General features: G+C 73.0%; 18 protein-coding genes and 1 pseudogene. 9 read left to right on the top strand and 10 right to left on the bottom strand.

The window, feature by feature from the left end; genetic code table 11:
* Positions 1–25: 25 nt before the first annotated feature.
* The 3 genes from ccrA to OG904_RS03625 form a co-directional block, all read right to left on the bottom strand.
* Positions 26–1,363: a crotonyl-CoA carboxylase/reductase gene (ccrA, locus tag OG904_RS03635; protein WP_405487284.1), complete on the bottom strand. Its 1,338-nt coding sequence runs from the start codon at positions 1,361–1,363 to the stop codon at positions 26–28.
* A gap of 427 nt (positions 1,364–1,790) precedes the next feature.
* A complete protein-coding gene (locus OG904_RS03630) occupies positions 1,791–2,615 on the bottom strand; it encodes a TetR family transcriptional regulator (RefSeq protein WP_405487282.1) in 825 nt (274 codons plus the stop codon).
* Positions 2,616–2,781: 166 nt separating this feature from the next.
* On the bottom strand, positions 2,782–4,623 hold the full coding sequence (locus OG904_RS03625) for a 3-hydroxyacyl-CoA dehydrogenase family protein (protein ID WP_405487280.1): 1,842 nt from the start codon (positions 4,621–4,623) through the stop codon (positions 2,782–2,784).
* Between the two features lie 409 nt (positions 4,624–5,032).
* Between OG904_RS03625 and OG904_RS03620 the strand changes: the two genes are divergently transcribed.
* Entirely contained in the window at positions 5,033–5,602 is a 570-nt protein-coding gene (locus OG904_RS03620; RefSeq protein WP_405487278.1) for a HEAT repeat domain-containing protein, read from the top strand.
* A 106-nt stretch (positions 5,603–5,708) separates the two neighbouring features.
* Here the strand turns inward: OG904_RS03620 and OG904_RS03615 are convergent.
* The 3 genes and pseudogenes from OG904_RS03615 to OG904_RS03605 form a co-directional block, all read right to left on the bottom strand.
* A pseudogene (locus OG904_RS03615) lies at positions 5,709–6,116 on the bottom strand (RidA family protein); the annotation flags it as partial.
* 79 nt (positions 6,117–6,195) lie between these two features.
* On the bottom strand, positions 6,196–7,752 hold the full coding sequence (locus OG904_RS03610; protein ID WP_405487276.1) for an alpha/beta hydrolase: 1,557 nt from the start codon (positions 7,750–7,752) through the stop codon (positions 6,196–6,198).
* Positions 7,753–7,922: 170 nt separating this feature from the next.
* Positions 7,923–8,954: an Rv2578c family radical SAM protein gene (locus OG904_RS03605; RefSeq protein WP_405487274.1), complete on the bottom strand. Its 1,032-nt coding sequence runs from the start codon at positions 8,952–8,954 to the stop codon at positions 7,923–7,925.
* A gap of 143 nt (positions 8,955–9,097) precedes the next feature.
* On the opposite strand from OG904_RS03605, the gene OG904_RS03600 reads away from it, so the two are divergent.
* From OG904_RS03600 to OG904_RS03580, 5 genes are all read left to right on the top strand, one after another.
* Positions 9,098–9,613, top strand: coding sequence for a hypothetical protein (locus OG904_RS03600; RefSeq protein ID WP_405487272.1), 516 nt, complete (start codon positions 9,098–9,100; stop codon positions 9,611–9,613).
* 2 nt (positions 9,614–9,615) lie between these two features.
* Entirely contained in the window at positions 9,616–10,059 is a 444-nt protein-coding gene (locus tag OG904_RS03595) for an SRPBCC family protein (RefSeq protein WP_405487270.1), read from the top strand.
* A gap of 243 nt (positions 10,060–10,302) precedes the next feature.
* A complete protein-coding gene (locus tag OG904_RS03590) occupies positions 10,303–11,136 on the top strand; it encodes a M55 family metallopeptidase (protein WP_405487268.1) in 834 nt (277 codons plus the stop codon).
* Between the two features lies 1 nt (position 11,137).
* On the top strand, positions 11,138–12,478 hold the full coding sequence (locus OG904_RS03585; RefSeq protein WP_405497746.1) for a M20/M25/M40 family metallo-hydrolase: 1,341 nt from the start codon (positions 11,138–11,140) through the stop codon (positions 12,476–12,478).
* Positions 12,478–14,490, top strand: a complete 2,013-nt coding sequence (locus tag OG904_RS03580) for a prolyl oligopeptidase family serine peptidase (RefSeq protein ID WP_405487266.1) — start codon at positions 12,478–12,480, stop codon at positions 14,488–14,490. The genes OG904_RS03585 and OG904_RS03580 overlap by 1 nt, the downstream gene beginning before the upstream one ends.
* Before the next feature lie 118 nt (positions 14,491–14,608).
* On the opposite strand, the gene OG904_RS03575 is transcribed toward OG904_RS03580, so the two are convergent.
* Complete coding sequence (locus OG904_RS03575) at positions 14,609–15,340, bottom strand: hypothetical protein (protein ID WP_405487264.1); 732 nt, start codon at positions 15,338–15,340, stop codon at positions 14,609–14,611.
* A 35-nt stretch (positions 15,341–15,375) separates the two neighbouring features.
* On the opposite strand from OG904_RS03575, the gene OG904_RS03570 reads away from it, so the two are divergent.
* The 3 genes from OG904_RS03570 to OG904_RS03560 all read left to right on the top strand — a co-directional run bounded on the left by OG904_RS03570 (position 15,376) and on the right by OG904_RS03560 (position 18,940).
* Complete coding sequence (locus OG904_RS03570) at positions 15,376–15,963, top strand: GNAT family N-acetyltransferase (protein ID WP_405487262.1); 588 nt, start codon at positions 15,376–15,378, stop codon at positions 15,961–15,963.
* Positions 15,964–15,967: 4 nt separating this feature from the next.
* Positions 15,968–16,867: an arginase family protein gene (locus OG904_RS03565; RefSeq protein ID WP_405487260.1), complete on the top strand. Its 900-nt coding sequence runs from the start codon at positions 15,968–15,970 to the stop codon at positions 16,865–16,867.
* A gap of 102 nt (positions 16,868–16,969) precedes the next feature.
* Positions 16,970–18,940 carry a DUF5107 domain-containing protein gene (locus OG904_RS03560; protein WP_405487258.1) on the top strand — a complete coding sequence of 657 codons (1,971 nt, stop codon included), beginning with the start codon at positions 16,970–16,972 and terminating at the stop codon, positions 18,938–18,940.
* A 33-nt stretch (positions 18,941–18,973) separates the two neighbouring features.
* Here OG904_RS03560 and OG904_RS03555 read toward each other — a convergent pair whose 3' ends face one another.
* The 3 genes from OG904_RS03555 to OG904_RS03545 all read right to left on the bottom strand — a co-directional run bounded on the left by OG904_RS03555 (position 18,974) and on the right by OG904_RS03545 (position 20,833).
* The gene (locus OG904_RS03555; RefSeq protein WP_405497744.1) at positions 18,974–19,480 is read right to left on the bottom strand and encodes a dihydrofolate reductase; all 507 of its coding nucleotides are present in this window, start codon (positions 19,478–19,480) and stop codon (positions 18,974–18,976) included.
* A gap of 56 nt (positions 19,481–19,536) precedes the next feature.
* Complete coding sequence (locus tag OG904_RS03550; protein ID WP_405487256.1) at positions 19,537–20,334, bottom strand: thymidylate synthase; 798 nt, start codon at positions 20,332–20,334, stop codon at positions 19,537–19,539.
* A 61-nt stretch (positions 20,335–20,395) separates the two neighbouring features.
* Complete coding sequence (locus OG904_RS03545; RefSeq protein WP_405497742.1) at positions 20,396–20,833, bottom strand: nuclear transport factor 2 family protein; 438 nt, start codon at positions 20,831–20,833, stop codon at positions 20,396–20,398.
* Between the last annotated feature and the right edge of the window lie 140 nt (positions 20,834–20,973).

Here is a 20,973-nt window from a genome sequence, read left to right as displayed (position 1 = left end):
TGTCCCTTTGGCCTTTGAGGCTGTATCAGACGTTGCGGAAGCGGTTGATGGCGTCGAGGTGCGTGGCGCGCAGCTCTTGGTCCCGCACGCCCAGGCCCTCCTCGGGGGCGAGGCACAGCACGCCGACCTTGCCCTGGTGGAGGTTGCGGTGGACGTCGTAGGCGGCCTGGCCGGTCTCCTCCAGGGAGTAGACCCGCGACAGGGTGGGGTGGATCTTGCCCTTGGCGACCAGGCGGTTGGCCTCCCAGGCCTCGCGGTAGTTCGCGAAGTGGGAGCCGACGATCTTCTTCAGGGACATCCACAGGTAGCGGTTGTCGTACTCGTGGTTGTAGCCCGAGGTCGAGGCGCAGGTGACGATGGTGCCGCCCTTGCGGGTGACGTAGACCGAGGCGCCGAAGGTCTCGCGGCCCGGGTGCTCGAAGACGATGTCCACGTCCTCGCCGCCGGTGAGCTCACGGATGCGCTTGCCGAAGCGCTTCCACTCCTTCTGGTCCTGGGTGTGCTCGTCCTTCCAGAACTTGTAGCCCTCGGCGCTGCGGTCGATGATCGCGGTCGCGCCCATCGCCCGGCAGATGTCCGCCTTCTGCTCGCTGGAGACCACGCAGATCGGGTTGGCGCCGCCGGCCAGCGCGAACTGGGTGGCGTACGAGCCGAGTCCGCCGCTCGCGCCCCAGATCAGGACGTTGTCGCCCTGCTTCATGCCGGCGCCGTTGCGGGAGACCAGCTGGCGGTAGGCGGTGGAGTTGACCAGGCCGGGGGAGGCGGCCTCCTCCCAGCTGAGGTGGTCGGGCTTGGGCATCAGCTGGTTGGACTTGACCAGTGCGATCTCCGCCAGGCCGCCGAAGTTGGTCTCGAAGCCCCAGATGCGCTGCTCGGGGTCGAGCATCGTGTCGTTGTGGCCGTCCGAGGACTCCAGCTCGACCGAGAGGCAGTGGGCGACGACCTCGTCGCCCGGCTTCCAGGCGTTCACACCGGGGCCGGTGCGCAGGACGACGCCCGCGAGGTCCGAGCCGATGATGTGGTACGGGAGGTCGTGGCGCTTGGTGAGCTCCGAGAGGCGCCCGTAGCGCTCCAGGAAGCTGAAGGTGGAGACCGGCTCGAAGATCGAGGTCCACACCGAGTTGTAGTTGACCGAGGAGGCCATGACGGCGACCAGGGCCTCACCCGGGCCGAGTTCCGGCAGCGGGACCTGGTCCAGGTGCAGGGACTTGCGCGGGTCCTTCTCGCGGGTGGTGAGCCCGGCGAACATCTCCGCCTCGTCCTTGTGCACGGTGATCGCGCGGTACGAGTCGGGGAGCGGCAGGGCAGCGAAGTCGGCGGCCGTCGCGGCCTGCGACTGGATCGCGTCCAGGATGTCCTTCACGGTGTTGCCTCCGGCCGTGCGCTGATGAGGGTGCGCTGAGGGAAACGGGTTGCGTGGTGTGGCGAAGCGGTGGAGCAAGAGGGTGGGGCGCCGTCGATTCGGCTGGGGTGCTGCTGCGCGTTGCCTGTGGTGGGGCGGTGCGGGGGCCTGGTGACGCAGGCATCCGGGGCGCGTTCCGTGCCGAGTGGGCCGGTCCGCGGGGACATCCGGACGAGATTCAACGTATGGCACCCCGTGTCACTCAGCAAGGCACCGCGTGCCAAAACTTTCTCTCATTTGCGGATTGACCTGCACGGATGAGCGATGATCGATCAGAGTTACCCGCGAGTAGGGGCAAGTCGGGCATACGCAGAAGGCCGCCCCCGGAATCGGGGGCGGCCTGTGTGACGAGAGTCGCGCGCGTTGCTTTCGGACTGCCTGTCGCGCGCTACTTGCCGCGCAGTGCCTCTTCGATGGTCCGCATGACCTCGTCCAGCGGGGCGTCCGTACGCGCCACCGCCACCAGGACCTCGCCCCGGGTGCGCACCGAGGCCACCTCGGGGGCCGGCGCCGCGGACGCCGTGTTCAGCGTGCGCCCCGCGCCGATCCCCGAGCCGAAGGTCTTGCGCACGATCGCGAAGGCGTGGTCCAGCTGCGCCTCCACGTCGCCCTGCCCGCCCGCCCGCAGCCAGCGCCGCAGCACGTGGTTGTGGGCCGTGACCACCGCCGAGGCGGCGACCTCCGCCAGCAGCGGGTCGTCGTTGCCGTCGTGGTGGTCCTGCTCGTCGAAGTGGGCCAGCAGGTACCGGGTGAACAGCCGCTCGTACCGGGCGACCGAGGCGATCTCCCGCTCCCGCAGCGCCGGCACCTCGCGGGTGAGCCGGTAGCGCTCCACCGACACCGCCGGCGAGGCGGCGTACATCTTCATGACTTCCTTGATCCCCCGGCACACCGTGTCGAGCGGGTGCTCGTGCGCCGGGGCCACGTCGAGGACGGCCTCGGCGCGGGTCAGGGTGTCGTCGTGGTCCGGGAAGATCGCCTCTTCCTTGGACCGGAAGTGCCGGAAGAAGGTCCGGCGGGCCACCCCTGCCACCGAGGCGATCTCGTCGACCGTCGTCGCCTCGTACCCCTTGGTCGCGAAGAGCTCCATCGCGGCCGCCGCCAGCTCGCGGCGCATCTTGAGCCGCTGCGCGGCCGCCTTGGTGCCCGCCGGGGTCTCCGGGACGTCGGAGGCCGAGGAGGCGCGGGGTGAGGTCTTGGCGGGCTGGGACATAGAGCGAAAGTACTTCATTCGAGCGGGAGAGCGCTCCCGAGGGGGGTCGGGCAAGGAAGGATGCGGGGGAGAGCCCGCACTGGGCTCGGAAGGTACGGCCTGCCGTGAGGGTCCGGCAGACCCGAGCAGCCCTCCCCACGCATCCGGCTCGTGTGCCTGCCGCCGCTTACCGGCGGGGGGCGTACTCACGGAATCCGCGGCCGGTCTTCCGGCCCAGGCAGCCCGCGGCGACCAGGTGCTCCAGCAGCGGGGAAGGGGCCAGGCCCGGGTCCCGGAACTCCTTGTGCAGGACCTGCTCGATGGCCAGCGACACGTCCAGGCCGACCACGTCGAGGAGCTCGAAGGGCCCCATCGGGTAGCCGCCGCCCAGCTTCATCGCCGCGTCGATGTCGTCGATGCCGGCGTAGTGCTGCTCGACCATCTTGATCGCGTTGTTGAGGTACGGGAACAGCAGCGCGTTCACGATGAAGCCGGCCCGGTCCCCGCAGTCCACCGCGTGCTTGCGCACCTGGGCGCAGACCGCGCGGACCGTGGCGTGCACGTCGTCGGCGGTCAGGACGGTGCGGACCACCTCGACCAGCTTCATCGCAGGGGCCGGGTTGAAGAAGTGCATGCCGATCACGTCCTCGGGCCGCGAGGTCGCGCGGGCGATCGCGATCACCGGGAGCGAGGAGGTCGTGGTGGCGAGCACCGCGCCGGGCTTGCAGACCTTGTCCAGCGCCTGGAACAGCTCCTGCTTCACCGCCAGGTCCTCGGCGACGGCCTCCACGGCCAGGTCCACGTCGGCGAAGGCGTCCAGCGAGCCCGCCGCCGTGATCCGGTCCACGGTGGCCGCGGCGGCCTCCTCCGTCAGCCGGCCCCGGTCCACCGCGCGCTTGAGGGACTTGCCGATCGCGGCCTTCGCCGCGTCCGCCTTCTCCTGGCTGCGGGCCGCGAGCACCACCGGGAAGCCGGCCTGCGCGAAGACCTGCGCGATACCGCTCGCCATGGTCCCCGAACCGGCCACGCCGACCGAGTTCACCGGACGGCTCGCCCGGACCAGGTCCCCGTCGGGCGGGGTCTGCAGGTCGCGGACGATGACCTGGCTGCCCGGTCCCTCGTACGTGTAGAACCCGCGCCCGGACTTCTGCCCGGTCAGGCCCGCCTCGGCGAGGTGGCCCAGGACCGGGGCCGGGGCGTGCAGCCGGTCACCGGAAGCCGCGTACATGGCCTCCAGGACGGTCCGGGCGGTGTCCACGCCGATCAGGTCGAGCAGCGCGAGCGGGCCCATCGGCAGACCGCAGCCCAGCCGCATCGCCGCGTCGATGTCCTCGCGGGAGGCGTACTTCGCCTCGTACATGGCGGCGGCCTGGTTCAGGTAGCCGAACAGCAGGCCGTCGGCGACGAAGCCCGGCCGGTCGCCGACCGCGACGGGCTCCTTGCCGAGCTCGCGGGCCAGCGTCGTGACCGCCTCGACGGCCGGCGGGGCCGTCAGCACGCTGGAGACGATCTCGACCAGCTTCATCGCCGTGACCGGGTTGAAGAAGTGCAGGCCGACCACGCGCTCCGGGCGCTGCGACTCGGCGGCCATCCGCGTCACCGACAGGGCGTTGGTGCCGGTGGCCAGGATCGCGGTGGGCCGGACGATCGCGTCGAGCTCGCGGAAGATCCGCTGCTTGAGCTCGTAGGACTCGGGGACCACCTCGATGACGAGATCGGCCTCGGCGGCGGCGCCCAGCTCGGAGAAGGTGCGGAAGCGGGCGAGCACGCCCTCGCGCTCCTCCTCGGTGAGCTGCCCCTTGACCACGGAGCGGGCGGTGGCCGCCGCGAGGGAAGCGGTGGCCCGGCGGGAGGCCGCGTCGCTGGTGTCGATGCCGATGACCTCGCGGCCGGCCCGGGCGAGGACCTCGGCGATGCCGGAGCCCATCGTGCCGAGACCGACGACGGCGATGGTCTGCAGAGCCGGACGGACGGGCTCGGCGGAGGGGGCGGACGGGGTGGACTGACTGGACGTGGACGGAAGGTCCATCGCGGGACTCCAGTGGAAGAGGGTGACGACTGAGGGGGCGCGCGGCGCACGGCGCGCGCGGATGCCGTACGGAAGAGCCGTGCGGAGAAGCCCGGGCCCGGTGATCCCGTGAGGAGGTGTCCGTGGGGAAGCGGCCGGGAGGGCGGAAGCGGCGGAACCCTGTCCCGGGGTCGCGCCGTGAGGTCGTACGCCATGCGTACGGAGGTCGTGCTGAACCGACTGGCACGAGGTGGCTGCGTCACCAGGCCGCCCTCGTACGTGTTGTAGGGACAGTAACCCGTTGGTAACTGGTCCGCCAGAGCGGGGAGATGTGACCTGTACCGCCCAAATGTACCGATCATCGATCATCGATCAAACGACAGTCGGGGAACCCGGCACGGCGACCCTCCCGGCCCCCTAGGGTGGCCGGGTGAACGAGGTGTTGGAGCGCCTGCGGGCGGAAGCGGGGCAGGCGCCGGGTGACGAGGCGCGGTACGAGGCACTGCTGGTGGCGGACACGGACGGCCTCGCGGCCTCCCTGACCTCCGCCGGACTGCCCCTGTGGGCCCGCGAACTGGCCGCGTACCGACTGGGGCTGGCCGGGGACCGGCGCGCCTTCGAGTCGCTGGTCCTGCTGCTCAACCACCGTGACCCGGCGCGCTGTGAGGCCGCCGCGCGGGCGCTGGCCGTCCTCGGGGACCCGCGCACCGCGCGCGCGGCGGCGGCCCTGGCGACCAACGAACTGCGCACGGCCTACGCCCTGCACCCGGTCCGGCTGCTCGCGGCGCTGCGCGCCCCGGAGTCCGCCCCCGCGCTGATCCGCACCCTGTCGCGGCTGCTCGCGCCGAACGACCCGTACTGGCGGGTGGCCCTGGCCTGCGTGGAGGGGCTGGGCGCGCTGGCGGACCGGCGCGCCCGCGAAGTCCTCGTACGGGCCCAGTCGCACCCCCGGCTGGCGGTGGCGGCGACCGCGGCCCTGCGGGGGCTGGAGCTCAGCTAGCGAAACCGGTCTTGAACCCGGTCCCGAAACCGGCCCCGGAACCGGTCCTGAAGCCGGTCTCGGTCTCGGCCCCGTGTCCGGACCTCGTCCCGGCCCCATCCCGCTCGGGGACGATCGCGAAGGCCTCGATCTCCAGCAGCAGTTCGGGCCGGAACAGCGCCACGACCTGGACCGCCGAGGAGGCCGGGAGACGGTCCTGGGCGAACACCTCGTCACGGGCCGTGCGTACCGCGGGGAGGTGGGCCACGTCCGTGACGAAGTACGTCACCTTCACCACGTCCTCGAAGGTCGCCCCGGCCGCCGCCAGGCACCGGCGCAGGTTCTGGAACACCTGCCGGGCCTGGGCGGCGGCGTCGCCCTCGCCGACGACCTCGCCCTTCTCGTCGAAGGCGCACTGCCCGGACACGGCGACGAACCGCCCGGTGCCCCAGACGACGTGGTTGTAGCCGGTGCCCGGGGCGACGCCCTCCGGCGCGGGGATCCGGGTGAGATGGTCGTCCTGTGAAGTGGTCATGGCACGATCCTGCCCGCTCCGGCCGGGATGGCCAAGGTCGGCAAGGCCGGCGGGGTCGGCAAGATCCGAAAGGGACGGTCTAGCCGCGGAAGCCGAGCAGGCCGTGCAGCGCCGCGCCGCCCGCCGACGGCGGCACCGCGCGGGTCGCGGGGATGGGCGTCGGGGCCGGCTGGGCGGGGCAGACGGCGTCGGCGGCCTTGCCCGTCAGCAGGTACGAGGACAGCTTCTCGTCCAGGCACTTGTTGCCGCTGAGCGAGACGCCGTGGTTGCCACCGCCCTCCTCGACCACCAGCGCCGAGCCCGCCAGCTTGCGCCGCATGCTCACCGCGCCCTCGTACGGGGTCGCCGCGTCCTCCGTCGCCTGGAGGAGGAGCGCCTGCGGGAGCGCGGTGTTGGTGACGTCGGGGGCCTGCAGCGGCTCCGCCGGCCAGAACGCGCACGGGGCGTTGTACCAGGCGTTGTTCCAGGTCATGAAGGGCGCCTTGGCGTGCGTGCGCCACATGTCGGCCCGCCACCGGTTCCAGTCCTTCGGCCAGGCCGAGTCCCGGCACTGCACCGCCGTGTACACGCTGTAGCTGTTGCCCGCCGAGGGCTCCACCGCGCCGAACTTCTCGTACGCGGCGACCAGCGGCTTGGGGTCCGCCTGCACGGCGTACGCGGAAAAGGCCGCCGCCAGGTGGGGCCAGTAGCCGTTGAAGTAGCCGCCCGGCATGAAGGTGTCCTCCAGCTCGGCCGGGCCCACCTTGCCGCCCGCCGGGGCAGTGCGCAGCGCGGTGCGCATGTCGTACCAGCGGGCCTCGACCGCGGCCGGGTCGGTGCCCAGGTGGTAGGTGGAGTCGTACGTGGCCACCCAGGCCAGGAAGGCCTTGTGGCGGGCGTCGAAGGCCTGGTCCTGGGCGAGGTTGTCCTCGTACCAGACCCCGGCCGGGTCGACGACCGAGTCCAGGACCAGGCGGTGCACCCGGTCGGGGTGGAGCTTGGCGTACACCGCGCCCAGGTAGGTGCCGTAGGAGTAGCCGAAGTAGCTGACCTTGTCCGCGTTCAGGGCGGTGCGCAGCACCTCCAGGTCGCGGGCCGCCGAGACCGTGCCGATGTACGGGAGGACGTCCGCGTGCTTGGTCTGGCAGGACTCGGCGAAGGACTTCACCCGCTCCAGGTTGGCCCGCTCGGTCTCCTCGTCCAGGGGTACGGAGTCGGGCCGTACGGGGGTGAAGTGGCCCGCGCCGCAGTCCAGGACGGGCTCGCTCTTGCCCACGCCGCGCGGATCGAAGCCGATCACGTCGTACTGGGCGGCCACGTCCTTGGGCAGCGCGGCGGCGATGTACCCGGCCAGGGTGAGGCCGCTGCCGCCGGGCCCGCCGGGATTGACCAGCAGCGGCCCCTGGGAGCGCGCGGCCGTGTGGGGGACCCGGGTCAGGGCCAGGGAGATCTGCCGGCCGGCCGGGTCGTCGTGGTTGAGGGGCACCGAAAGGGAGGCGCACTGGAGCGTCGGATAGCGGGAGGTCGCGCAATTGGACCAGCTCAGGGGTCCGGGTCCGGCTGCGGGGACCGGCGCGGCCGGGGCCGCGGCCGTGACCGGGCTCGCGAGGGCGGCGGCGACGGCGGATACCGCCACCAGGACGGCGGCACGCTTCATAGCGGGACCGGGCTTGATCATCGGGTGCAACACGGGGCCTCCCAGCCGAGGGTTCTGGGCGGAATCGTCCCTGAACCTGCGCCCGAAAGGGGGGATTGAGCCCGCTATTGGCCCGATCTGATGACCCTTCAGTCAGTCGTATGGTCGTACAGGAGCTCGGGGGCCGGTGCTCAGAGCAGGCTCAGCTGGGTGGGCCCGGCGGGCGCGGGATCCGCCGGCCGTTCCGGTACGGGGATCCGCCGGTCCGGTCCGCGCCCGCCCGGCCCCATGCCGAATTCGGCGGCGAGCTCGTGGACTTGGCGGGTGATCATCCGCTGGTGCCAGGTGGGTGCGTACGAGCCCCCCGCGTACATCCGCTCGTAGCGCGGGACCAGGTGCGGATGGCGCTCGCCCAGCCAGGCCGTGAACCACTCGCGCGCCCCGGGCCGCAGATGGAGTACCAGGGGTGTCACGGAGGTGGCGCCGGACTCGGCGACCGCCCGGACGGTGGCCCGCAGCTGCTCCGGGGAGTCCCCGAGGAAGGGGATGACCGGGGCCATCAGCACCCCGCACTCGATGCCCGCGTCCGTGAGGGTGCGGACGGCCTGCAGCCGGGCGGCGGGGGAGGGGGTGCCCGGTTCCACCGTGCGCCACAGGGCGGTGTCGGTGAAGCCGACGGAGACGGAGATCCCGACGTCGGCGACGGCGGCGGCCTCCTGGATGAGGGGGAGGTCGCGCAGGATCAGGGTGCCCTTGGTGAGGATCGAGAAGGGGTTGGCGCGCTCCCGCAGCGCCCGGATGATGCCGGGCATGAGCCGGTAGCGGCCCTCGGCGCGCTGGTAGCAGTCGACGTTGGTGCCCATCGCGATGTGCGCGCCGCTCCACTGGTGCGAGCCGAGCTCGCGGCGCAGCAGCTCGGGGGCGTTGGTCTTGACGACGATCTGGGAGTCGAAGCCGATGCCGGTGTCGAGGTCGAGGTAGCCGTGCGTCTTGCGCGCGAAGCAGTAGACGCAGGCGTGGCTGCACCCCCGGTACGGGTTCACGGTCCATTCGAACGGCATCCGGGAGGCTCCGGGGACCCGGTTGAGGATCGAGCGGGCGCGGATCTCGTGGAAGGTGATCCCCCGGAACTCGGGGGTGTCGAAGGTGCGGGTGACGACGGAGTCCGCTCCGAAGAGCGCGGCCGGCCCCGTGGGGCCGTCGGTCAGGTTGTTCCAGCGCATGAGCGCCTCCCTCGGTAGCTCTGGGCCGAGAATAGAACAAACGTTCCCATGATCGTGCGGGATACGGAACCCGCTGGTCAGAGCGGTGCGGAATTCGCCGGTCAGCGCGGTGCGGAGGACGCGGGGCTGCGCCCCATGGCGGGATGCAGACTCACGGCGCGCCCCGGACCGGTCGGGAAGGAGGGGTCCGAGTTCGAGGCCGAGTCCGCTGCGGCCCACGCCGGGTACTCGCGCAGACGCCGGCCGCCCCCTTCGGGCAGTGGGCCGCCGGGCTGCCCGGCGATCCGGCCCTCGACGGGTTCGACGCCTTCCTGCGCGAGGTCGAGGACCCGCTCCGGGAGATCGGCGGGTGCCGCCGCGAGGCGTACGTCCACTTCGGGTCGGTCCGGGCCGCCGCGTGCGAGAACGTCCTGACCCTGGACGGCTGGTGGTGCGAGTGGGGCGAGGCTCCTCTGCACGGAACCTGCGAGGACCCCGCCTCCTGCCCGCACGCCCCGCCGGACAGGCGCGAGCGCGGCAGCGCGGCCGCCCATCTCGCCAAACTTCCCGCCGACACCCTGCTCGGCTCCGTGCGCTGCCACGTCCGACCCGGATTTGGGCGCCCGCCCCGGAGGTGGTTGGCTTGGCGCGACGAGCGAAAACCACTGCTGGAGGAGTAGCCATGGCGCAGGTCGAGGCCACCACGGAACGCATCATCGGGGCGGACGCGGAGACCGTGTTCGACGCGCTGGCCGACTACACCGGGACCCGGGGCAAGCTGCTGCCCGAGCACTTCAGCGAGTACGAGGTGCGCGAGGGCGGCGACGGCCAGGGCACCCTCGTCCACTGGAAGCTCCAGGCCACCAGCAAGCGGGTCCGCGACTGCCTGCTCGAGGTCAGCGAGCCCACGGACGGCCAGCTCGTGGAGAAGGACCGCAACTCCTCCATGGTCACCACCTGGACGGTCACCCCGGCCGGCGAGGGCAAGTCCAAGGCCGTCGTCACCACCGTCTGGAACGGCGCGGGCGGCGTCGGGGGCTTCTTCGAGCGCACCTTCGCGCCCAAGGGCCTGGCCCGGATCTACGACACCCTCCTCGCCAACCTGGCCACCGAAGTCAAGGGCTGAGCAAGGCCGTTGGGGTGAGGCCGGCGCCGGTGGGGCCGGGGATCGGGCCTCACCGGATCGGGTGAAACGAACCCGCCCGGCCGCCCGCCGGGACCCGCGACCGGACCCGTGCCGGGCCGGCCGCGCGGACCCGCGCCCGGACCCCGCGCCGAGGGCGCGCCGCGGCGGGCGTGGCCCCGGTGTCCGGCGGGGGCCGGAAGGTTACGCTGGCTCCCTGAGCGCTACCGACCGCCCGGGGGCCCGATGAAGATCCTCATCTCCGCCGACATGGAAGGCGCCACCGGCGTCACCTGGCCCGCCGACGTGCTGCCGGGGACGCCGCAGTGGGAACGCTGCCGGACCATGTTCACCTCCGACGTGAACGCCGCCGTCCTCGGCTTCTTCGACGCCGGCGCCGACGAGGTCCTCGTCAACGAGGCCCACTGGACCATGCGCAACCTGCTGCTGGAGCATCTCGACGCACGCGTCGAGATGCTCACCGGCCGCCACAAGTCCCTCTCCATGGTCGAGGGCGTCCAGCACGGTGACGTCGACGGCATCGCCTTCGTCGGCTACCACACGGGTGCGGGGACCGAGGGCGTGCTCGCCCACACCTACCTCGCCAACTCCATCACCGGGGTCTGGGTCAACGGGATCCGCGCCAGCGAGGGCCTGCTCAACGCACACGTGGTCGCCGAGTACGGGGTCCCCGTCGTCCTCGTCACCGGAGACGACCTGACCTGCGCCGACGCCGCCGGCTACGCCCCGGACGCGGTGACCGTCGCCGTCAAGGACCACGTCTCGCGCTACGCCGCCGTCTGCCGCACCCCCGCCCGCACGGCCGCCGACATCCGGGCCGCCGCCAAGCAGGCCGCCGCCCTGGCCGTGCGCCACGAGCCGGTGCGCGGGGGTCCGTTCGCGGTGGAGGTCGAGTTCGACGCCGAGCACCTGGCGATGGCCGCCACCGTGGTGCCCGGGGTCGGCCGGACGGGCGAGCGTAAGGTCGGGTACACCAGCGAGACGATGTACGAGGGGATCCGGACCTTCAAGGCGGTCACGACGATCGCCTCGGCGGCTGTGGAGGAGCAATATGGCTGACATGTCCGACCCGGGCGGGAGCACCCCCGTCGACCAGGTGGCGCTCGACGAGGCCGTCGAGTTCACCTCCGGGCTGATCCGCATCGACACCACCAACCGCGGCGGCGGCGACTGCCGCGAGCGGCCCGCCGCCGAGTACGTGGCCGAGCGGCTGGCGGACATCGGGCTGGAGCCCGCACTGCTGGAGCGCACCCCGGGCCGTACCAACGTGGTGGCCCGGATTCCGGGCACCGACCCCACCGCCCCCGCCCTGCTCGTCCACGGCCACCTCGACGTGGTCCCGGCCGAGGCCGCCGACTGGAGCGTGGACCCCTTCTCGGGCGAGGTCCGCGACGGGGTGGTCTGGGGTCGCGGCGCGGTCGACATGAAGAACATGGACGCGATGGTGCTCGCCGTCGTACGGGCCTGGGCGCGGGCAGGGATCAGGCCCCGCCGCGACATCGTGATCGCCTACACCGCCGACGAGGAGGACAGCGCGATCGACGGCTCGGGCTTCCTCGCCGACCGCCACCCGGAGCTCTTCGAAGGCTGTACCGAGGGCATCAGCGAGTCCGGCGCCTTCACCGTGCACGCCGCCCCCGGCCAAGGCCTCTACCCGATCGCGGCAGGTGAACGCGGCACCGCCTGGCTGAAGCTCACCGCGACCGGTACCGCCGGGCACGGCTCCAAGCCCAACCGGGCCAACGCGGTCAGCCGGCTCGCCGCCGCCGTGGCCCGCATCGGCGAGTACGAATGGCCCGTCCGCCTCACGGACACCGTCACCGCCTGCATCACCGAACTCGCCGCCCTCCAGGGGCTGTCGGTCGACCCCCGGGCCCCCGGATTCGCCCTCGACCCGATCCTCAACAAGCTCGGCCCGGCCGGCGCCCTCGTCGGGGCGACCGTGCGCAACAGCGCCAACCCGACCATGTTCAGCGCCGGTTACAAGGTCAACGTCATTCCCGGCGCCGCCACCGCCTACGTGGACGGCCGGATGGTGCCGGGCGGTGAGGAGGAGTTCGCAGCCACCCTGGAGGAACTCACCGGACCCGATGTGCACTGGGAGTTCCACCACCGGGAGGTGGCCCTCCAGGCCCCGGTGGACGGGCGGACCTACGGGATCCTGCGCGAGTCCGTGGAGACCTTCGACCCCGAGGGCCACGTGGTCCCCTTCTGCATGGCGGGCGGCACCGACGCCAAGCAGTTCTCCCGCCTCGGCATCACCGGCTACGGCTTCTCCCCGCTCAAGCTGCCGCCCGGCTTCGACTACTGGGCCCTCTTCCACGGCGTGGACGAGCGGGTCCCCGTCGACGCCCTGCACTTCGGGGTCCGCGTCCTCGACCGCGCCCTGCGCGCCCTGTGATGGAGGTCGGCACGGCCCCCTACGGCAGCTGGCCCTCGCCCATCGACGCCGCGCTCGCCGCCTCCCTCGACGGGCGGCCCGAGTACGTGGGCGCGGTCGGCCCCGAGGTGTGGTGGACCGAACCCCGGCCGGCCGAGGGCGGCCGCCGGGCCCTGGTCCGGCGGCCCGCGGACGGCGGCCCGGCGCTCCCGGTACTGCCCGCGCCGTGGAACGTGCGCAGCCGGGTCACCGAGTACGGCGGCCTGCCCTGGGCGGGCGCGCAGCGACCCTCGGGCGGGCCGCTGGTGGTGTTCGTCCACTTCGCCGACCAGCGGCTGTACGCCTACGAGCCCGACGCGCCCGGCGGGCCCGGCCCGCGCGCGCTGACGCCCGTCTCGGCGGTGGGCGGCGGGCTGCGCTGGGCCGACCCGGTGCTGCGGGGCGGTGAAGTCTGGTGCGTGCTCGAGGAGTTCACCGGCGAGGGGCCGGGCGACGTGCGCCGCGTCCTGGCCGCCGTACCGCTGGACGGGTCGGCCGCCGAAGACCGCTCCCGGGTACGGGAGCTGACCGACGACCGGTACCGGTTCACCACCGGGCCCCGGCTCTCCCCGGACGGGCGGCAGGCGGCCTGGCTGGTGTGGGACCACCCCCGGATGCCGTGGGACGGCACCGAGCTCAGGCTCGCCGAGGTCACCCCGGACGGCCGGCTCGCGCGGCCCCGTACCGTGCTCGGCGGACCCGAGGAGGCCGTCGCACAGGTCGAGTGGACCACCGGCGGAGCCCTCCTCGCGGTGAGCGACCGGGGCGGCTGGTGGAACCCGTACCGGGTGGACCCGGAGACCGGTGAGGCGGTCAACCTGTGCCCCCGGGAAGAGGAGTTCGGCGGAGCGCTCTGGAAGCCCGGACTGCGCTGGATCGCGGCCCTGCCCGGCGGGCTGGTCGCCGTCCTGCACGGTCAGGGCTCTTCTGTGCTCGGCGTGCTCGACCCGGAGAGCGGCGACCTGGTCGACGCGGCGGGACCCTGGACGGCCTGGCAGCCGACGCTCGCGGTCTGCGGCGAGCGGGTCTACGGGGTCGCGGCCAGTCCGCGCAGCGCGTACGAGGTCGTGGAGCTGGACACCGTCACCGGGCACGCCCGGGCGGTGGGCGGGCGCGGCCCGTCGGGGGCGGACCGGGTGGACCCGGCCTACTACCCGGAGCCGCTGAGCAGGACCTTCGCCGGCCGGGGCGGCCGGGAGATCCACGCCCACGTCTACCCGCCGCACCACCCCACGCTGCGCGCCCGGGCGGTCGAGCTGCCCCCGTACGTGGTGTGGGCGCACGGCGGCCCCACCGACCACGTGCCGCCCGTGCTCGACCTGCACATCGCCTACTTCACCTCGCGCGGCATCGGCGTCGTCGAGGTCAACTACGGCGGCTCCACGGGGTACGGACGCGCCTACCGGGAACGGCTGCGCGAACAGTGGGGCGTGGTGGACGTCGAGGACTGCGCGTCCGTGGCGCGGGCCCTGGCCGCCGAGGGCACCGCAGACCCGGACCGGCTCGCGATCCGGGGCGGCAGCGCGGGCGGCTGGACGGCGGCGGCCTCGCTGGCCGCCACCGGGCTGTACGCGTGCGCGGCGATCATCTACCCCGTACTGGAGCTGGCCGGCTTCGCCGAGGAGACCCACGACCTGGAGTCCCACTACATCCAGGGACTCGCCGGCCCGCCGCAGACCCTGGCGCTGATCAGCCGCGAGCGCTCCCCGGTGGCCCGGGCCGACCGGATCACCGCCCCGTTCGTCCTGCTCCAGGGCCTGGACGACCCGGTCTGCCCGCCCGCCCAGGCGGAACGGCTGGTGGCCGCGATGCGCGGGCGGTCGGTACCGCACGCGTACGTCACCTTCGAGGGCGAGGGGCACGGCTTCCGGCGGGCGGAGACGATGGTCCGGGCACTGGAGGCGGAACTGTCCCTGTACGCCCAGGTGTTCGGCTTCGACCGTGCCGACATCCCCCGGCTGCCGCTGAGCGGGAGGTGCCCTGAGGACCGGTGACCTGATCGACCGGTGACCTGAGCGCCCGGTGCCCTGAGGGCCGTTGACCCGAGCTGCCCGGTGACCTGGGCGACCGGTGACCTGGGCGACCGCTGACCCGAGCCGCCCGGGTGCCCGGTCAGCCCGTGTGGACCCAGACGCGGAGCGGGCCGATGGCGGTGAAGCCGTGGCGCAGTGCCGTGTCGAGGTCGTCCCCGGACTCGTAGCCGACGACCGCCAGGCCGGGCCAGATCCCGGCGATCCCGGTCAGCGCGCCCGCCCAGGCCTCGTCGTCCGGGGTTCCTTCGGCGCTGAACACGTTGGAGATTCCGACGACTTGGCCGGTGCGGTTGGCGGCGGCCCCGGCGCGGATCCGGCCTTCGGCGTCCCGGCCCGCGAAGAAGGCGATGTCCCCGTCGTGCCCGGAGTCGCCCGTGTCCCCGGAGAGCAGCCCCGGGTGGAACAGGCCGGTGCTCTCCTCGCCGTCCCACGCGGTCTCCCAGGCCTCCAGCTCGGCGGAGCCGGTGACCCGGCTCCACTGCAGCGCCGGGGCGGCGCCGGGAGCGCCCGCCGGGCGGTGGATCCACTGGGCGCCGAAGAGGACTTCGAAGCCGGCCGGAGCCAGGTCGAGCGCGGCGAAGCTGTCCTTGACGGAGGCGCGCGGGGAGCCGGTGTCGATCCCGGCGAGCAGCGCGGCCGTGTCGGTGTCCCGGGTGAGGGTCACGGCGTCGGGATAGTAGAGCGGGGTCGGGCGCGGACTGCTCCAGACCTCGGAGGTGAAGGAGCCGTCGCGGCTGACCGCGGCACACCACGCGGCGTTGTTGTACGCGGCCGCGAGGAGGAGTTCTTCGGTGTTCGGGGTGATGATCACACCGGGGATCGTGTCATAGGTCCTAGCCTGGTGCGATGTCATATATCGCGTACCTCGTCGAGGGCGAACGGGTGGCCCTGCGACCCCTCCGGCCCGCCGACGGACCCGAGTTCACCGCCCGGGTGCGCGAGAGCCGGGAACTGCACCGGCCGTGGCTGTCCCCGCCCGCCACACTCGAGGAGTACGGAACCCACGCCGCCCGGTTCGCCGGGAGTCCCGGCGACGAGGGCCCGGCGCGGGCCGGGTTCCTGGTCTGCGAGCGCGGGGCCGGCGGCGCCATCGCCGGGTTCGTCAACGTCAACAACATCGTGCGGGGCGCGTTCCGGTGCGGCGCGCTCGGCTACGGGGCCTTCGCGCACGCGGTGGGCAAGGGGCTCATGCGGGAGGCGCTGGGCCTGGTCATCGGCCACGCCTTCGCCGGGGACGGTCTCGGCCTGCACCGGCTGGAGGCCAATGTCCAGCCGGGCAACGCCGCTTCGATCGCGCTCGTCCGCGGGCTCGGCTTCCGGATGGAGGGCCTGTCGCCGGACTTCCTCCACGTCGACGGCGCCTGGCGGGACCACGAACGATGGGCGATCACGGCCGAAATGCCTCGTCCAGGGGCCCGGCATCGCCCAGGATGAGTCCATGCGAACCCTCGTGCTCCTCGACGCGCCGTCCAACCTCGGCCTCAGGCCGCCCGCCCCGGGGACCGTACCCGGCGTCTACAAACTTGCCGGAGCCCTGCGCGAACAGGGCCTGCTGGCCCGGCTCGGCGCGCGCGAGGGCGGGGTGGTCGTCCCACCGCGCTACGACCGGGGCGACTGGAAGGAGGGCGACGGGGTGTTCCACGCCGGGCCGCTCGCCGCGTACACCGTGGCCCTCGCCGACCGCATCGAGAACCACCTGCGCAACGGCCAGTTCCCCGTCGTGCTCGGCGGCGACTGCTCCATCCAGCTGGGCGCCTCGCTCGCCATGCGCCGCCTCGGGCGGTACGGGATCGCCGCGATCGACGGCTCCGCCGACTTCCGTCACCCCGGAAACGAGGCCGTCAACGGGCCCGTCGGAGCGGCCGGCGGCGAGGAACTGGCGCTCGCCACCGGGCGCGGCCAGGCGGACCTCGCGAACCTGGAGGGACTCGCGCCGTACGTCCGCGACGAGGACCTGCGGATCTTCGGGCTGCGCGACGGTGACCCGGACCTCCCCGAGCTGCGCACGGCCGGGATCTTCGCCGCCACGGTCGGGGCGATCCGCGACCGCGGCGCCGGGCCGGTGGCCCGTACCGCCCTGACGGGGCTCCAGCCCCCGGCCACCGCCGGGTTCTGGGTCCACCTGGACGCCGACGTGCTGGACCCGGCCGTGATGCCGGCCGTCGACAGCCCGGACCCCGGCGGGCTGGTCCCCGACGAACTCGCCGAACTGCTCGGGGTGTTGATCAGTTCCCCGCGGTGCGTCGGACTCAACGTCACGATCTACGACCCGGACCTGGACCCGGACGGCCGCGCCGGAGCCCTGCTCGCGGACCTGGTGGCGGGAGCCTTCGGCTGACCGGCCCAACTGACCGGCCCGGCCGGGCTTTGCGTAATCCTGACCGGTGGTGATCCGCCGAATCCCTGTGCAGCGGCGGCCTCGGCGTGTTCCATTTTCCTCATGGCCACCACCGTCCGCCGCTCCGTACTGACCCTTCCCGCAGCCCCGTTGGGCCCCGAGAACCCACTGCCCGGCCTCCGCGCACCCGACGGCGTGCACGCGCTGGACGATCGCTCGCGCGAGGGCCTGCCGCGCGACATGGCCCGCCAGATCGGGTACGAGCCGCTGCGCTCGCTGCTGCCCGTCCGGATCCGGGACGGCTACCAACGCCGGCGCACCGAGCAGGACATCGAGACGATCGTCATCGAGAACGCGCACCTGCGCGTCACCGTGCTGCCCGGACTCGGCGGCCGGATCCATTCGCTCGTCCACCTCCCCACCGGACGCGAACTGCTCTACCGCAACCCGGTGCTGCAGCCCGCGAACTTCGCCCTGAACGGCGCCTGGTTCTCCGGCGGCATCGAGTGGAACCTCGGTGCCACCGGCCACACCACCCTCTCCTGCGCACCGCTGCACGCGGCCCTCGTACCGGCGCCCGACGGAGGCGTCATGGTGCGGCTGTGGGAGTGGGAGCGGCTGCGCGACCTGCCGTTCCAGGTGGACCTGTGGCTGCCCGCGGACTCGGAGTTCCTCCACGTCGGGGTCCGCGTGCGCAATCCGCACGAGCGGCCCGCGCCCGTGTACTGGTGGTCCAACACCGCCGTGCCCGAGGGCGCCGGCACCCGCGTCCTGGCCCCGGCCGACGAGGCCTGGCACTTCGGGTACGAGCGCTCCCTGCGCCGGATCCCCGTACCCGCGTGGGAGGGCGCGGACCGCACGTACCCGCTGCGCAGCGAGTACCCGGCCGACTTCTTCTACGAGGTCGACGGCCGGTCCCGGCCCTGGATCGCCTCACTCGACGCCGACGGGCAGGGACTCGTCCAGACCTCGACCGCCCGGCTGCGCGGCCGCAAGCTCTTCGTCTGGGGCTCGGGCACCGGCGGCAGGCGCTGGCAGGAATGGCTGACCGAGCCGGGCACGGGCGGCTACGCGGAGATCCAGGCCGGGCTGGCCCGGACCCAGCTGGAGCACGTCCGGCTCGAGGGCGGGGCGGAGTTCAGCTGGCTGGAGGTCTACGGGCCGCTGTCCGCGGACCCGGCGGCCGTGCACGGGGACGACTGGTCGGCGGCCCGCGCCGCGGCCGGGGCGGCGCTGGAGTCCGCGCTGCCGGGGGCGGCCGTGGACGCCGCCCACGCGGCCTGGCGCGCGTGCGCCGACACCGAACCGGGGGAGCGGCTGGCGGCCGGTTCCGGCTGGGGTGCGCTGGAGGTGCTGTGCGGCGGCCACAAGCTGCCCGGTACCCCCTTCACCGAGGACACCCTCGGCGAGGCCCAGGCCCCGTGGCTGGAACTGTGGCGCACCGGCGTGTTCCCCACGCCGCGCCGGGTCGCGCCGCCCGGCCCGAGCCTGGTCGCCCCGCACTGGCGGGACATGCTGGAAACGGCCCGGGCGGACCCGCTGACCGAGTACCACCTCGGGGTCGCCCAGTGGCACGCCGGGGACATCGCCCAGGCGGTACGCAGCTGGGAGCGCGGGCTGGCGCTGGCCCCGTCGCGGTGGCCGCTGCTGAGGTGCCTGGCGGTGGCCGACGACCTGGCCGGTGACCCGGCCCGGGCGGCCGGCTGGTACGCCGAGGCCTTCGAGGACCTGACCCAGGAGAGCCGCGGCGGCGCGGGCTGGCTGGCGGCGGAGTCGGCGCTGGGCCGGGAGGCACTGGCGTCCCTGCTGGCGGCCGGGCTGGTGCCGCAGGCCCGCTCGGTATGGGACCGGCTGCGCCCCGCCCTGCGCGAGGAGGGCCGCTTCCGGCTGGCGGCGGCCCGGCTGCTGGCGGCGGAGGGGCATGTCGGCGCGGCCCGGCGGGTCTTCGAGGAGGGCTTCGAACTGGCCGACCTCCGGGAGGGCGAGGAGATCCTCTCGGAGGTCTGGTCGATGCTCACGGACCGGCCGCTGCCGGGCCCGTACGACTTCCGCATGCGCCCGCCGGGGGTCTGAGGCCCGGCGGTCGGGAGCGGACCGTGACCTGGGTCAGTGCGTGTACCGGCGGATGCGGTAGCGCAGACCGGTCGTCGAGGACTGCCAGCCGCCGTCCTCGGCGACCTTCCACGTCGGGTCCGGGACGGGGGCGTGGGTGTCGCCCGCCACGGCCGAGTCGACCTCGGTCACCGAGAGCACCGCGGCATGCGCCAGGGCGGCCCGGTAGACCTCCCCGCCGCCGATCACCCAGCACTCCGCGGCTGAGGCGGCCGGCCCGGGCGACGCCGCCGCGAGCTCCAGCGCCTCGGCGATGGACCCGGCGCGCTCCGCGCCCTCGGCCGCCCACAGCGGATCGCGCGTCACCACGATGTTGCGCCGGCCGGACAGCGGGCGGAACCGCGGCGGCAGCGAATCCCAGGTCCTGCGCCCCATCACCACCGGGTGGCCGAGGGTGGTCGCCTTGAAGTGCGCCATGTCCTCGGGCAGCCGCCACGGGATCCCGTTGTCCGCGCCGATCACGCCGTCGGTGGTCTGCGCCCAGATCAGCCCGATGCTCATGCCGCCGGTCGTGCCGCTGGCCGTGCCGCTGGACACAGCGCTCGTCGTACCGCTCGTCATACCGCGACCGGGGCCTTGATGGCCGCGTGGTGCCGGTAGTCGAGCACCTCCACGTCGGAGTAGGCGTAGTCGAAGAGCGAGTCGGCCCGGTTCAGCTTCAGCTCGGGGAACTCGAACGGGGTGCGGGAGATCTGCTCGGTCACCTGCTCGACGTGGTTGTCGTAGATGTGGCAGTCGCCGCCGGTCCAGATGAAGTCGCCGGGCTCCAGGCCCGCCTGCTGCGCCACCATGTGCGTGAGCAGGGCGTAGCTGGCGATGTTGAAGGGGACCCCGAGGAACAGGTCCGCGCTGCGCTGGTACAGCTGGCAGGAGAGCTTGCCGTCGGCCACGTAGAACTGGAAGAACGCGTGGCACGGTGCGAGCGCCATCTTGGACAGCTCGGCGACGTTCCAGGCGGAGACGATCATCCGGCGGGAGTCCGGGTCGCGGCGCAGGGTGTCGAGGATCTCGCTGATCTGGTCGATGTGGCTGCCGTCCGGGGTCGGCCAGGAGCGCCACTGCACTCCGTAGACCGGCCCGAGATCGCCGTCCGCGTCGGCCCACTCGTCCCAGATGGAGACCCCGTGCTCCTGCAGCCACCCGACGTTCGAGTCGCCGCGCAGGAACCACAGGAGCTCGTACACGATCGACCGCAGGTGCACCTTCTTGGTGGTGACCAGCGGGAACCCCTGCGAGAGGTCGTAGCGCAGTTGGTGCCCGAAGACACTCCGGGTGCCGGTGCCCGTCCGGTCGGCCTTCGCCGTCCCGGAGGTGAGCACGAGCTTCAACAGGTCTTCGTACTGGGTATCCGCCACAGGCACCGAGTCTACTGTCCGGTTCCGGTTCCCAGGTTCCCGCTCTGCGCCGCGGGCGCCGTCAGCCGGTCACCAGCCCGTCGGCGATCAGGCCGGCGAGGACCGCCTCGCCGACGGTGATGACCGCAGTCTGGGGGCGGATCATCACGGTGATCTCCTTGATCCGCCCGCCCGGGGCGGAGGCGTCCCCAGGGGCCAGGTACAGCATGTCGATGCCGTGCACCTGGCGGCCGTTCACGACGGTCCGGAACGGGAGGACCGTCGCCGGGCCCTCGGTGCCGTCGGCGGCGTCCTCGACGCTGCCCTCGAACCGGCCGACGTAGCGGAAGTCCTCGAAGGTGCGCAGGAGGACGCGGAAGAGGGCCAGCACCGGGGCCTTGCCCTCGAAGGGCTTCGACTTCACCGGGCTGTTGAGCCGGACGTCCTCGGTGAACAGGGCGTCCAGGGCGGCGAGATCGTGGCCGGCGACTGCGGCACGGAATCGGTCCGCGGTGCTCATGTCCGCGGTGCTCGAGTCTGCGGTGCTCGTGTCTGTGGTGCTCGAGTCTGCGGTGCTCATGACGGCTCCTGGTGTCGATGAATAGTCATGGATGTGATTACTCAGTTTCTTGACTATCATGGCCGGGCGTTCCTGAGAAG

The organism is Streptomyces sp. NBC_00096 (assembly GCF_045041305.1).
In the GTDB taxonomy this organism is placed as follows: Bacteria; Actinomycetota; Actinomycetes; order Streptomycetales; family Streptomycetaceae; genus Streptomyces.
The sequence above is the reverse complement of the archived record's forward strand: the minus strand, read 5'-3'. Positions and strand labels throughout refer to the sequence as shown.